Consider the following 12616-nt stretch of genomic DNA (forward strand, 5'->3'; position numbering starts at 1 on the left):
CTACGTGACGATCGAGCCCTGCCTCATGTGCGTGGGCGCCCTCGTGCACGCCCGCGTGTCCACGCTCGTGTACGGCGCAGTCGAACCAAAGGCCGGCGCCATCCGGTCTGTCCTGGATATCGAGAAGCTGCGCCTGAACCACCGGGTCCGAGTCGTCGCGGGCGTGCTCGAGCCGGAATGCCGGCAACTCCTCGTGGACTTCTTCAAGTTCCGCCGCGAACAAGGATAAGATACTCTGTCGCACGCCGACCGAGGCGATCCATAGGTGTCCTCGGGGACGTAGCGAGTCGGCGTCCCACGGCGTTTCGGTCTGGTGCGGCCAACGCAGCGTAATGACTCGCCAGCAGTAAGAAGGGCGTCGGGGGTTCGAGATATGACCTCTCGGCGCGAAAAAGGAGAGGTGCGAGAGTGGTTGAATCGGGCGGTCTCGAAAACCGCTGTGCCCTACCGGGTACCGTGGGTTCGAATCCCACCCTCTCCGCCAGCCAGAGCAAGTGAGGCCATGGACCCTGAGTACGGGAACCTCGAGCGACCCACTCATCGGGGGCGCGCCGGGGCTGGGGCGAGAGGGGCCGGCACCGCCCCTTTTGCTCAAAGACGGAGAGATGCGAGAGTGGTTGAATCGGCGTGACTGGAAATCACGTGTAGCGGTGACCCCGCTACCGAGGGTTCGAATCCCTCTCTCTCCGCCATTTCAGTAGGTTGCGAGGACGGGCGCCGAGGTCCGGAGTCGGTCGCTGCTACCATTTTGGGCCTTTTTGCTACCACTTCCTTCCCGTCGAGGCGATCCACCGCCTCCGGAGCCCGCTTCCTGAGCCACCGGCCGTAGGTCCCAACCGTCAGCTCGATGCTCGCCTGGCCGAGCTGCTCCTGTACGTAGGCAGAGGGCCGGTGCAGGAGATTGCACAGGATCCGGAGAGAGTCGTCCGGCGGAAGGTCTTGAACCTGACCGCCAAGGCGCTACCCAAGCCCTTTCGGGAGGCGTTCGAGTTGGGCCGCACCTTGACGCGGTTTGGCCGCTAGGGCAGTAGCAGAGATTCTGGCGTACTCAACGAGGCCTCAACGTCACGCGGCGTGCATTCTCGTTTGTTAGCGGCGGTGAGAAACCGCGGAAATCTGACGGGTCTGCCGGTACTAAAATAGTGGGCATTGACGTAGAGCTGCTGAGTCCACGTCTTCACGACTTTTCTCTACGACTTTTGCGCAGGCTTCGGCCACCGCACCACCAGATTCCCAAGAGACCGCGGTAGGGGGCGGCTCGGCGCCAGAATGACCGCCCCATTCGGGTCATGTTCGACCTTCCACACGAGGCTCTGGCAGACGGAGGAGCGGACACCGGCCTCTTTGAGCCAGGGGGCTTCCCCGACGAGGACTCGGCTCGTGACTTCCCGATTGAGCGCTGCCTCCGTAGCGGCTGCGTAGCCTAAGATGAGCGAGGGTAACGCCTCCCGCGCCGAGGTGTTCCAAGGGTGAATCCCAAGGGTCTCGACGACAGAATCCAGGTCGAGGGTGCAGGGATCCCTCTGGGCCCGAAGCTGGAGGATCGCGCGCCGCATCAGATCCGAATAGCTCGCGAGCCAGATCCTGGAGAATGGGGCCACAAATGCCCCTGCGAAATGGCACCAAAGACCGGCCTCCGCATCTTCCGTCCCCTTGACATGTGCCGACGCGGACTGGAGCTCGCCCTGGAGTGAAGCCAGAAAGGAGCGTCCATAGTCATGGGCCGCCAGCCGAGCGCCCCACCCGTCCGACGCAGGTGCGAGCCGTCTTAGGACCGCGAGGAGGTTTGAGTCGATCGCGATCGCGAGGAATTGGCCGATGACTAGGGGATGATCTCGATAGGCCGAGTTGAGCTTCCATCCAGCCTCCAGCGCACGGTCGACCCCGGCCGCATCTCCCCTTCGGCTCTTGTCGAGGGCATCGAGGCGAAGCACGTCCACAAGCTGCCGGAAGCGCAAGCTAAAAGGGAAGGATGGGTCGAGCACGCCAGGTGTCTCCCTCGCCCACACGATCTCGCCGCTCCCCAGAATCTCCGCTTCGAGCAACTCGATGGCAGTGGAGTTGCGCTTCAGGAAGGCGTCAAGCTCCGGAGGGAGCTCTTTGATCGGGCCACCATCCGTCCGAGAGATCTGGGAAGAAACGAATTGCAAGAGATCTGACTCGTACAACGAATCGAGAGCTCTGGGCTGACGGTTCTTCTTTCGCGATTCCGATGAAAGACCAAGCTCGAAGCCCAAGACGCGCGCCTTGGCTTCGATAGCCAAGGCCAAGGAGTTCGCGTCGGTCCTGGGATGTTGCCTCTCGAATTCCTCCATCGAGAGTCCCGCCTCCGCCCACCCGCGGCGCGCGCGACCTTCCTGATAGGCCGCGACAAGATTCCCAACCCCGAGCCAGAGAAGGATGGCAAGGACCGCGAGACCGAGCGTCCGGAGCACCCATTTCCTCATTGCATTCTCAAACCAAATTCTATCCTCCGGCGCTCGCGAGAAGGGACACCGTGCTGCGTGTTGCAGCGGTGAGCAACCGCGGAATCTGACGGGTTCGCCGGCAGTGGTCGGATAAGGTCGTGGCGTCGCCAGGCAGCTGGTCCGGCCACGGCTCTACCTGTGCCGGGGCATCCCTTTCTCGGGCGTGTGACGACAAAGGAGGCACACGGTCGTGGGCAGTCGTGCACCTACGGGCGGGCCCAATTTGGGCCTATCGCTCGGAAGTCATTGCTAGCGCGGGATGAACGGCGGGGCCCAGCGCAAATCCGCGTCGCCGAGGCCCGTGGCACTCACGACACCCTTGGAGAAGGGCGCCTCGTTCCGAATAAGTCGATGAGCAGGCTTCAACGCCTTTATGAAGGTCTACCGCTCTCTGCAGAAGCATCGGTCTATCGGCTTCGTACGATCCAGGGCCGAATGGGTCGAACCTAGCTGGGCGGCCTGAGGTGGATGACCAGGTGCGGGAAGGGCTCGGAGAGAACCTCGATCCTCGCCACCAGCTCGGCGTAGCCTATCAGCTTGTAGTGCTCCTGCGGCCAGAGGATCAGTCCGCGGAACGGCCGTCCCTCGGCGAGCCAGCGGTTCGCGATGCCCTCCATGTCGTGGTCGTTGCTGATGAGGACACGGTTCTCTCGCGCGGCGCGCTCGAAGTGCACAGCGTCCGCGGTTCCTTGGGGGTAGAGATCCATCGCGCGAACGAGGTCCCAGCCGCGCCCACGAAGGGCAAAGATCAGAGGACCGTGGACGTCTGCGTCGGTATAGAGGGGGAAACGACCGGCCACTACCGGTTGAGCGACTCAGCCCAGGACTTATCCGCGGCTAGCTCGGCGTCGATCTCTTCGCGGTTGTCGTAGTAGTACGCCAGCGCGGCGTGGATCTGCGCGGGAGTTAGGTCGGGATACGCCTCGCGGATCTTCTCGTGGTTGGCCCCGTCCTTGTGGAGGAAGACCACGTTGTTGACGCGGATCCGCGTCCCGTCAATACAGGCCTTGCCGCCGCACACGCCGGGTGTCTTCGTCACGTGTGGATAGCAGACGCTCGTCTTCGCCGTGGGCATGACACCCCAATTCTACCTCGCCTTGACTGTTGCCCCAAACAGGCTCGCCCTTCGGCTAGGGCAACGGGGAGGGGATCAAGAACCCTCTCCAGAATCCCGTGGGAATCGGTTCCGCGCCTCGCCTGCGCGTTGGATAGGCTGGGTCCGACCTGAGGTGCGTGTTTGGTGTCACTCGCCCGCCAGAACGCGCCTCCTTCGCTTTCGCTCGGCACCGATCGACGACGACGCTCCAGTTCGTCTAAAGGGCGAGGCAATGGGTACGGACCGGAAGTCGTTCGTTTTCCTTTCGATTCACTGCTACCACCCGCTACCACGAGGCTCGACGAGACGCGGCCTCAACCGATGTCCTGTCAGAAGTCGGCCTCATCGTCACCGCAGCTTAGGCTGGGTGGGATCGAGTAAGGTGTCAGCGGTTCTGGACTGGAAATCACGTGTAGCGGTGACCCCGCTACCGAGGGTTCGAATCCCTCTCTCTCCGCCACCACTATCCTGTAGCACTTGACCTAACAGTCAGTTACATCCCTTCGCTTGGGGCAAGCCGCTTACTCCTCCCACACTCTGAAGGCTATGCGGCCGCCGCCCAGGAACGCCGCGCGCTGCCGCGAACGTGCTCTCGGGTGGTGGGGAGGGCGAATCGCCGGGCTCTGGGCAACGCCTGCAGCGGCCGTGCTACCCTTCCGCCTTCCCCTATGGTGCCAATCGGAGTGCCCCCAACAGACTCGTCTCCTGCGCACGAGGCCGGGGGTCGGAAGACGCACGTGGCGCTGCTTCTCACGGTCGTGGCCAGCGTCCTGATGGGCTTCCGGGCGGGCGTCTCCTATCCAGCTCCCGGCGTGGACGCTTCCTACGCGCTCGCCCTCAACTATGCGGCCGTGCATAACGAGCATTGGGGCCAGGAGTTCATTTCCGATCGTGGACCGTATGGTTGGCTGCTCTATCCAGTAAACGTTGGCGACGTCGCCCGCTCTTGGTTCCTCGTCCAAGCCCTGTTTGTCGTGATGGTAGGCCTGGTGGCGGTCGCTTATGCGTGGTCCGGCCCCGGTTCCACAGCCAAGAGGGTCTTGATGGGGCTACTTCTGACCTACACCGTTCACGTTGCTTACTGGGAGGAGTGGCGGTGGTTCGGCCTGTTCCTCCTTCTTTACCTCCTGGCCCTGCACCGCAACGACCGCGCCGGACTCATCGCGCTTGGCCTCGCGAGCGCCCTTGGAGGCTTTTTTCTGCTCATGAAGCTGACAATCGGCCCCGCTGCGCTCCTCGCGCTGGGTGTGGGCTGTCTGCTCCCGAGGAGGGCCTCCGCGTTCCTACCTCGCCTTCTGGTGGCGAGTGGTTGCGCGACCTTCGGCTTGATCGTCGGCTGGGTGGGCTACTACGGGTCGACCTCCGGCCTTGCGACGTACTTGGCTGTGAGCTTGTCCATGGCCGGAGGGTATTCCTCGGCGGCCAGCCTCGCCATCGAGGGGTGGCAGGTTGCGGTCGCCTCCTTTCTTGTGTTCTTCCTTCTCCTCTCCGCTTGGGCAGTCTACGTAGGCCATAGACGCGCACAGCTCTCGCTTCTTAGCTGCGCAGGGCCTTTGTTTGTGGCGTGGAAGCACTCCGTGGTTCGCCAGGATGTCCACGGGAGAGTCCTTGTGCTGTTCGGTCTATTGATCGTCGCCGTGCTTGTCACGGACTCAATGGCTGCCGAACGCAGGTGGCGCGCGGCGCCATTCCTTGCCGCGGCCGTCGGGTCGTTGGTGGTGGCTTGGTTTCATCTCTCCGTTGCCGATGGCCCCCCCGAGCACACTCTCGTGAATGCGCTAGCGGAGCCACTTCGCCTCCCCGGTGTCCGGGGCATAGGGGCCCTTGCTCAGTTCTCACAGTACCGCGCAGACCTTGCTCAGCTCTCGAAGAGAGCGCTCGAGCCCCTGGTGGTGCCCCCGGGCGAACGAAAGGCTCTCGCTGACTCATCGGTGGACGTGTATCCGTGGGAGGTGGGCTACGTGGCGGCGAACCAGCTCAATTGGGCCAATCGCCCCTCCCCGGCGTCTCACAGCGCCCACAGCGCGATCTTGGACAGCATGAACGCCGAATTCTTTGACTCCCCGCGCCGGCCGCAACGGTTGCTATGGCACAAGACGTCGGAGTACCTCCTCCGGACGCCGGGCATAACGAGCGTGGCCAGCATCGATGGCCGACACCTCTTCTGGGACGAGCCGCTCACACTGGTGTCGATCCTTAACCACTACCGGCTGGTCAGCTCGGGCCGCGTGTTTGTGCTTGAAGCCCGCGCGGAACCGCGCTTCGTGTCGAGGAGGCAAGTCGGAACCGTGACCGTACCTTGGGGAGCCTGGGCTTCGGTGCCCGATACGCCCGGCGTCGTGCTTGCGCAGATCCGCATTTCCCGTCCCCTATGGGCAAAGGTCCGGGGTCTGCTGCTTCGAGAGGAGGAGATGTCGGCAGACATTCGATTCCGCGCTCGGAGCAAGGCCTCCGGGACATGGACGGCCCCGGAGATCCACTGCCGCTTCATTCCGGACTTAGTGGCCAGTGGTTTGTGGATCAGCCCTCTTCCTCACAACGCCGCGAACTTGGAGGCCCTGCTTCTCGGCGGGCTCCCGGAAGGGGCGAGGGTAGAGGAGATCCGGTTTTGGAACGGTTGGGGGCAAGCAGCACCCGATCTCCGGATCTCTTGGCTGGCCCTAAGTGCAGACGGCCCGGCGACGCCTCCGGTCGCCGACTAGATCTCACACTCCACGGCAAGCGAAGATTTCCGACGAACGGCCTTGTAGCGTCGCACGGCGCCAGGCGAGTCCGCTTGTCCCGCTCAGTAGAGAGCGCGTACGGCCGTGGGCGGCCACTGTCCCCGGCCGTCATCTTTGCCCGGCTGGGGTCAGGCTAGGAACCCCAAACGCTCCCTACCGCTTATCCTCTTTGTCCCCTTCCTTATCCTTGTCCTTATCCTTATCTTTGTCCTTGTCGTCGTCTTCCCGCGAGATCTTCCGTTCCTTGATGCGCTCGACTTCAAGCGTGGCGACGCTTGACGTGGTGGCGGCGGCCGGTGTGGGTGCCATTCCCCCCAGACCCGGTCCCGCCGAGTACGTAGCGGTCACATCCACGCTGCGTGTCGTCTCAACGACGAGAAAGCCCTGGACGAATGACCCGAAGGTGACCGTCCCTGGGAAGGTGAACTGACTCGGAATCTCTTGGCAAGTGACTTCCAGCGCTTGGTCGGGGGTCAGCTTCTCGACGATGAAGGCCGAGATCGGACCCGGGCTCTCGGCGCCCGGAGGGAAGACGAGCGCGATCTTCTTACGAAGCGTGACGTCCTTCCCTTGCGGGTTGTGGATGGCGACAGCCGTAGCGTACTGGCCGGGCACGACGGGCGCACGTACGCCCGCGGCAACCGACCCACAACTGAATTTCGCTGCGTACTGGAAACGGAACCCTGGCTCCTCGTCGTCCCCGGCCTTGACGGCGGGCGACAGGGAGCAGAGCGCGATCACGAGCGCGCTGGTTACACCGCAACTCTTTCGCATAGGGTTGCCTCCTAGGGCTTCGATTGGCTCTCGGAGCCGACCCCACCCCGGCATGGCCCCGAGCCGCTCAAGCTAGACTCAAACAGACGACGCTCCGGTGACGAGTCAGCCTTCACGAGGTGCTCATAGTCCCTCTCCCCTCCACTGCGGGTCAAGGGCGGCGGCCCGTTGTCGCTTGAGCATCGTCGCCGGCCTCGGAGTCTAGGGACCCGCGCCCGCTCCCGCCGTGATGCGGGACACAACCAGCTCGGCGAGCTCTTCTCTGTCACAGACCTCCAAGTCCCGCTGCAGATGATCGAGGCTGGTCGTTCCGATCACCGCGCTTGAGACCGACGGATTACTCAGCACGAACTTCAGAGCGACCTCGGCCGCCGTCCATCCCGGCATGCCCACGGTCAGCTCCAGCCGCCGACCACGTGGGAGCAGGTGTCGGTAGTTCTTGAGCACGCGCAGGAGGTACCAGAGCTTGCTCGGCCTCGTGATCTTGTAGAGCTCATTGCCGAACACATGATGAGACAGGGGGGATTTGATCAGAGCCGCCATTCCGCTCTGGCCCGCCTTCTGTATCGTGGCCGCGCTTTCCTGGGTCACAACGTTGTAGGTCGTCATGAGAGCGTCGAAGAAGGAGAGGCCGGCCGCACGCTCGGCGACCTCCCCGTCCGCGGAGACGCCCTTGTACTTGATCATCCCACGGCTGACGAAAGCGTCCAGCGTCCTCAGCACCCGGTCGTCCTCCAGGGCGGCCAGGGGGGGGCCATGAAGCTGCAGCAAGTCCAAATGGTCGGTTCTCAGTCGGCGAAGGCTGTCCCGGAGGCTCGCCTCCATCCCCTCGGGCGTGAAATCACGGATGACTCTGCCTCCCGGCAGGAGACGCGACCCGACCTTCGTGGCGAGGAGGACTCCCCGATAGTGGCCGCCGGTGAGCTTCCCCAGCCTCTCTTCGGCGTTGCCGCGGGAGTAGTTGGGACCGGTGTCGAGAAACGTGATTCCCCGCTCCAGGCCATGGCGTAGTAGGGCCTCAGCCTTCCTTTCGGAGAAAATGGGCAATCCCCAGTAGCCGCCGCACCCAAAGCCGATCTCCGATATCGTGGCGCCACCGGCTCCGAAGCGGCGTTGAGGGATCAATGACGACCTCCCGTCGCGCTGGCCCTAACGGTTAGGCTGACGAGGAGAGCCGACTGGGCCCTCCCATCTCCGGGGCGGGGAAGAAGTGAGCCTGGCGACGGCATTGCGGTTCGCGACATCGAACAGCTGCAAGCTTAGCGCAGGGCTGCTCCGCTCAGAAGCAGCTCGTCCTCGCCGCCGAGGAGCGGAATTGAAGCCGCCTTCGGAAGACGCGCGGCCAGAGGGGCACAGGTCAAGAGGTCGCTCTCCGCGGGCGCGAGAGTGACCGACTATCCTCCAAGGGAGTTTTGGAGTAGCCTAGCTTTCGGGGTCGGTCGCACGTGGATCCCGGCCCTGCGCAACGCGAGACGTCGAACCCCGCCAGGCCCGGAAGGGAGCAACGGTTAGGCGCCCCTCGCGTGTGCCGCAGGACAGCCGGGGTTCACGTGGGGCCGGCTCCGCTTCCCTTCATGACCTACCAAGTCCTCGCTCGCAAGTGGAGACCACAGACCTTCGACGAGGTCGTTGGCCAGCCGACCCTCACCCGGACCCTGCGGAACGCCCTGACCTCGGGCCGGATCGGCCACGCCTTCCTGTTCTCGGGAGCGCGGGGGGTGGGAAAGACCACCACTGCGCGCATCCTGGCCAAGGCCCTGAACTGCTCGCGCGGCGAGGGCCCCACCCCTGACCCTTGCGGGAAGTGCTCCTCCTGCCAGGAGATCGCGGCCGGCGGCTCTCTCGACGTGCAGGAGATCGACGGCGCCACCAACAACGGCGTGGAGCAGGTGCGCGAGCTGCGGGAGAGCGCCCGCTACAACCCCGCCCGGGACCGCTTCAAGATCTGGATCATCGACGAGGTCCACATGCTCTCCACGGGGGCCTTCAACGCCCTCCTGAAGACGCTGGAAGAGCCGCCCCCGCGGGTGAAGTTCATCTTCGCCACCACCGAATACCACCGCCTCCCGGACACGATCCTTTCGCGCTGCCAGCAGTACGACTTCCGCCTGATCCCCACCCGCGAGCTCCAGGTCCACTTGCGGAAGGTGGCAGAGGGAGAGGGCGTCCGCGTCTCGGATGAGGCCCTGGCCCGCATCGCGCACGCCGCGGAAGGGAGCGTCCGCGACGCCCTTTCCCTGTTCGATCAGGTCCTCTCCTTCAGCGGTAGCGAGGTGAAGGACGAGGACCTGGGGGCCCTGCTGGGGCTCATCGATCGCGAGCTGCTATTCCGGGCTTCCCGGGCGGTGGCGGCGGGGGACAACCTGGGCCTGCTCGACCTCGTGGAGAGCCTCTCCACCTACGGGGCCGACTACCGCAACTTCGCCCGCGAGCTGCTGCTGCACTTCCGGGAGCTGCTGCTCTTGAAGCTGGCCGCTCCCGGCAGCCCCCTCCTGGCCGCGACCGTCCCCGGCGAAGGGGAGAAGTTTCGGCCCCTGGCCGATGCCTTCTCGGAGGAAGACCTGCTGCGCATCCTGGATCTTTTGACCCAGGCGGAGACGGAGCTCCGCCCCGCCCAGGATCCGCGGGTCACGCTGGAACTCGTTCTCTTGAAGATGGCCCAGATGCCACGGCTCCGGCCCTTCGCGGAGCTCGTGGCGCGGGTGGAGCGTCTGGCGGCCGGCACGGCGGCCCCGGCGGCGCCGCGTGCCCTCCCCCCGCCCTCTGCGGCGCCGCGTGCTCTCCCCCCGCCCTCGGCGGCGGCAGTGGACCCGCCCCCCAAGGCCTTGGAACCGGTGGCGGAGACCCCGTCCGCGGGAAGCGAAGCGGACGAGATCCTGGCCGGGATGTTGTCGCTCTGCCAGGCCCGCCCCTCCCTGGCCACGGCTCTGCGGGGGGCCCAGGCGCGTCTGGAGGGCGACTCGCTCGCCTTGGAGGTAGCCCCGGACTTCGCCGCCCTCGCGGGTACGCACGTGGATGAGTACCGGGAGCTGGCCGCGAAGGCGGCGGGCCGCGCCCTCAAGGTGCGCGTGGGGGCGGGGGCGGCCATACCCGCTCCGCCCGCTTCCTCCCCGGCCGAGCTGGCGCGCCAGCGCCTCCGCCAGGAGGCGGAGAGGGAGCCCGCGGTCCAGGAGGCCCTGGACCTCTTTGACGGCAGGGTCGTGGACGTGCGGGAGGCGAAGCCGTAGCCTCGGCCCCGGGAGGAGACCGTGAACCCCTTTGGTGATCCTCGTAAGCTGATGAAGCAGCTCCAGCAGCAGCAGGAGAAGATGCAACAGGAGATTGCCGCCCTGGTGGTGGAAGCCAGCTCCGGCGGCGGGATGGTCAAAGTGGAGATGGACGGTCAAAAGCAGCTCCGGAGCCTCAAGATCGACCCCGAGGTCGTGAGCAAGGACGATGTGGAGATGCTCCAGGACCTAGTGACCGCGGCCGTCAACGAGGCCGCGCGCCAGGTCGACCAGGCGGTCCAGGAGAAGCTGGCGGTGCTGACCGGCGGCCTGAAGATCCCCGGCCTGACCTGAGGACGGCGGTACACTCATAGCCGTGGACTATCCGCCCCCGGTGGCCCGGCTCATCGACGAGCTTAAGAAGCTCCCCGGGATCGGCCCCAAGTCGGCCCAGCGCATCGCCTTTCATCTGCTCCGTAGCCCGCGGGAGGACGCCGTTCGCCTGGGCACGGCCGTGGGGACCCTGCTCGACGGCATCCGCACCTGTTCCCTCTGTAACGCGATCACGGACCGCGAGGTCTGCGTCACCTGCTCCGACCCCGCGCGGACCGACCGCATGGTCTGCGTAGTCGAGGAGCCCCACGATCTGCTTTCGGTGGAAAAGACCCGCGACTTCCGCGGCCGCTACCATGTCCTCCACGGCGCGCTCTCGCCTCTGCAGGGAGTAGGGCCGGACGAGCTCAAGATCGAGGGTCTCCTAGAGCGGATCCGTAAGGGGGGAGTCGAGGAGGTCATCCTCGCCACCAGCCCCACCGTGGAAGGGGAGGCCACCGCCGTCTACCTGGTCCGGATCCTCAAGCCCCTGGGGGTGCGCGTGACCCGGATTGCCATGGGGGTGCCGGTGGGCTCGGACCTGGAATGGGCGGACGAGGTGACCATGGCCAAGGCCATGGAAGGCCGGCGTGAATATTGAGTTGTTTGGGCGGCGACGGTTTGAAAACGCTTGATCCGCAAGCTATAACTATGCGTTCCTGAGAGGCCCGTCCCACCAGGCCAGTCTTGCGTCAGGCTTTATAGGAGGATCACGGATGGCGGCGCCAGATATAGTCATGTACGAGGAGGAGTTCAACCAGATCAAGCAAATCATCTCGAAGCTCCGCGTCGACGCCAACGCTAAAGTGGTCTTCCTGGTCGACAAGAACGGCCAGCAGATCGCCGCCCATGGCGAGATCGAGAACCTGGACACCACCTCGTTGGCATCCCTAACGGCCGGCAACGTGGCCGCCACCGACGGCCTGGCTCGACTCATCGGCGAGAAAGAGTTCTCGATCCTTTTTCACGAGGGGGAGAAGGACAACATCCACATCTCAATCGTCGCCCAGAGGGTCATCCTGGTCGTGATCTTCGACGAACGATCCTCTCTCGGCCTTGTCCGCCTGCGGGTCAAGAAGGCGTCGCAAGAGCTGAACGACGTGTTCGCCCGGATCATGGCCAAGGTCGAAAGAGAGAAGGCCCAGGCCGGAACCGCCTTCGAGAGCCCCTTCGCCGAGATCACCGACGAGGACATCGACAGTCTCTTCAGCGAGTAGCGAGCCCGGGGCGACGACCGATGACCTTCATTAACTACGCTTCCCGCGAGATCAACTGCAAGATCGTTTACTACGGCCCCGGCCTGTGCGGGAAGACCACCAACCTCCAGTGGATCTACGACAAGACGAACCCGGGGGCCAAGGGCAAGCTTATCTCCCTCGCCACCGAGACCGACCGCACGCTCTTTTTCGACTTTCTGCCCCTGGAGCTCGGCACTGTGCGCGGCTTCAAGACCCGTTTCCACCTCTACACCGTTCCCGGCCAGGTCTTCTATGACGCCAGCCGGAAACTGATCCTGAAGGGGGTGGACGGGGTCATCTTCGTGGCCGACTGCCAGGTCGAGCGCATGGACGCCAACGCCGAGTCCCTCGACAACCTGGTCATCAACCTGCGGACCCAGGGCTACGACCTCATGACGCTCCCTTACGTGCTCCAGCTCAACAAGCGCGACCTGCCCAACGTGGCCTCCGTGGAGGAGATGAAGCGGCTTCTGGTGAAGAAGGAAGAGCCCGTGATCGAGGCGGTGGCCATGAAGGGAGTGGGGGTCTTCGAGACCCTCAAAGGGGTGGCCAAGCTGGTCCTGTCGGAGCTGACGAGAGCGGGCTAGAAGCAGTCCCACCCCCGACTGATTGACACCCCGGCCGCCCGACTCTTATACTCCGCTTTTGCCGCGAGCCTACTGTTCCTCAGTAGCTCAAGGGTAGAGCATCCGGCTGTTAACCGGAGGGTTGTAGGTTCGAATCCTACCTGAGGAGCCAA

At 64.6% G+C, this 12616-nt stretch carries 13 protein-coding genes, 3 tRNA genes and 1 other RNA gene; 12 read left to right on the forward strand and 5 right to left on the reverse strand.

Going from position 1 to position 12616, the window contains the following annotated elements:
* The 4 genes from VN461_01080 to VN461_01095 form a co-directional block, all read left to right on the forward strand.
* The coding region (locus tag VN461_01080; protein HXB53348.1) for a deaminase at positions 1-229 on the forward strand (229 nt) is incomplete at its 5' end.
* A gap of 165 nt (positions 230-394) precedes the next feature.
* Positions 395-484: transfer RNA gene (locus VN461_01085), tRNA-Ser, on the forward strand.
* A 115-nt stretch (positions 485-599) separates the two neighbouring features.
* Positions 600-692 (forward strand) — tRNA-Ser (locus VN461_01090).
* Positions 693-891: 199 nt separating this feature from the next.
* Positions 892-1023: a hypothetical protein gene (locus tag VN461_01095; protein ID HXB53349.1), complete on the forward strand. Its 132-nt coding sequence runs from the start codon at positions 892-894 to the stop codon at positions 1021-1023.
* Positions 1024-1190: 167 nt separating this feature from the next.
* On the opposite strand, the gene VN461_01100 is transcribed toward VN461_01095, so the two are convergent.
* The 3 genes from VN461_01100 to VN461_01110 form a co-directional block, all read right to left on the reverse strand.
* Positions 1191-2447, reverse strand: a complete 1257-nt coding sequence (locus tag VN461_01100; protein HXB53350.1) for a hypothetical protein — start codon at positions 2445-2447, stop codon at positions 1191-1193.
* A 467-nt stretch (positions 2448-2914) separates the two neighbouring features.
* On the reverse strand, positions 2915-3268 hold the full coding sequence (locus VN461_01105; GenBank protein ID HXB53351.1) for a DUF5615 family PIN-like protein: 354 nt from the start codon (positions 3266-3268) through the stop codon (positions 2915-2917).
* On the reverse strand, positions 3268-3543 hold the full coding sequence (locus tag VN461_01110; GenBank protein HXB53352.1) for a DUF433 domain-containing protein: 276 nt from the start codon (positions 3541-3543) through the stop codon (positions 3268-3270). Before VN461_01110 ends, VN461_01105 begins: the two co-directional genes overlap by 1 nt.
* A gap of 758 nt (positions 3544-4301) precedes the next feature.
* Between VN461_01110 and VN461_01115 the strand changes: the two genes are divergently transcribed.
* Positions 4302-6266: a hypothetical protein gene (locus VN461_01115; GenBank protein ID HXB53353.1), complete on the forward strand. Its 1965-nt coding sequence runs from the start codon at positions 4302-4304 to the stop codon at positions 6264-6266.
* 174 nt (positions 6267-6440) lie between these two features.
* Here the strand turns inward: VN461_01115 and VN461_01120 are convergent, their stop codons facing one another.
* Together VN461_01120 and VN461_01125 are read right to left on the reverse strand one after the other, a co-directional pair.
* Positions 6441-7061, reverse strand: a complete 621-nt coding sequence (locus VN461_01120; GenBank protein ID HXB53354.1) for a hypothetical protein — start codon at positions 7059-7061, stop codon at positions 6441-6443.
* Between the two features lie 201 nt (positions 7062-7262).
* Entirely contained in the window at positions 7263-8186 is a 924-nt protein-coding gene (locus VN461_01125; protein ID HXB53355.1) for an aldo/keto reductase, read from the reverse strand.
* 324 nt (positions 8187-8510) lie between these two features.
* Between VN461_01125 and ffs the strand changes: the two genes are divergently transcribed.
* From ffs to VN461_01160, 7 genes are all read left to right on the forward strand, one after another.
* Positions 8511-8610: signal recognition particle sRNA small type (gene ffs, locus VN461_01130), an RNA gene on the forward strand.
* Between the two features lies 1 nt (position 8611).
* Entirely contained in the window at positions 8612-10288 is a 1677-nt protein-coding gene (gene dnaX / locus VN461_01135) for a DNA polymerase III subunit gamma/tau (protein HXB53356.1), read from the forward strand.
* 21 nt (positions 10289-10309) lie between these two features.
* Complete coding sequence (locus VN461_01140; protein ID HXB53357.1) at positions 10310-10621, forward strand: YbaB/EbfC family nucleoid-associated protein; 312 nt, start codon at positions 10310-10312, stop codon at positions 10619-10621.
* A 22-nt stretch (positions 10622-10643) separates the two neighbouring features.
* Positions 10644-11240: a recombination mediator RecR gene (gene recR / locus VN461_01145; GenBank protein ID HXB53358.1), complete on the forward strand. Its 597-nt coding sequence runs from the start codon at positions 10644-10646 to the stop codon at positions 11238-11240.
* 115 nt (positions 11241-11355) lie between these two features.
* Positions 11356-11856 (forward strand): roadblock/LC7 domain-containing protein, encoded by a 501-nt coding sequence (locus VN461_01150; protein HXB53359.1) that lies wholly within the window; start codon positions 11356-11358, stop codon positions 11854-11856.
* Positions 11857-11876: 20 nt separating this feature from the next.
* The gene (locus tag VN461_01155) at positions 11877-12464 is read left to right on the forward strand and encodes an ADP-ribosylation factor-like protein (GenBank protein HXB53360.1); all 588 of its coding nucleotides are present in this window, start codon (positions 11877-11879) and stop codon (positions 12462-12464) included.
* A gap of 76 nt (positions 12465-12540) precedes the next feature.
* Positions 12541-12615 (forward strand) — tRNA-Asn (locus VN461_01160).
* Position 12616 lies beyond the last annotated feature (1 nt).

Source organism: Vicinamibacteria bacterium, from assembly GCA_035570235.1.
Taxonomy (GTDB): Bacteria; Acidobacteriota; Vicinamibacteria; order Fen-336; family Fen-336; genus DATMML01.

Bases quoted from the DNA above. Each gene is read 5' to 3' on its own strand.
- VN461_01155 (HXB53360.1), top strand. From the start codon at position 11,877: ATGACCTTCATTAACTACGCTTCCCGCGAGATCAACTGCAAGATCGTT.
- VN461_01120 (HXB53354.1), bottom strand. From the start codon at position 7,061: ATGCGAAAGAGTTGCGGTGTAACCAGCGCGCTCGTGATCGCGCTCTGC.
- VN461_01100 (HXB53350.1), bottom strand. From the start codon at position 2,447: ATGAGGAAATGGGTGCTCCGGACGCTCGGTCTCGCGGTCCTTGCCATC.
- VN461_01150 (HXB53359.1), top strand. From the start codon at position 11,356: ATGGCGGCGCCAGATATAGTCATGTACGAGGAGGAGTTCAACCAGATC.
- VN461_01110 (HXB53352.1), bottom strand. From the start codon at position 3,543: ATGCCCACGGCGAAGACGAGCGTCTGCTATCCACACGTGACGAAGACA.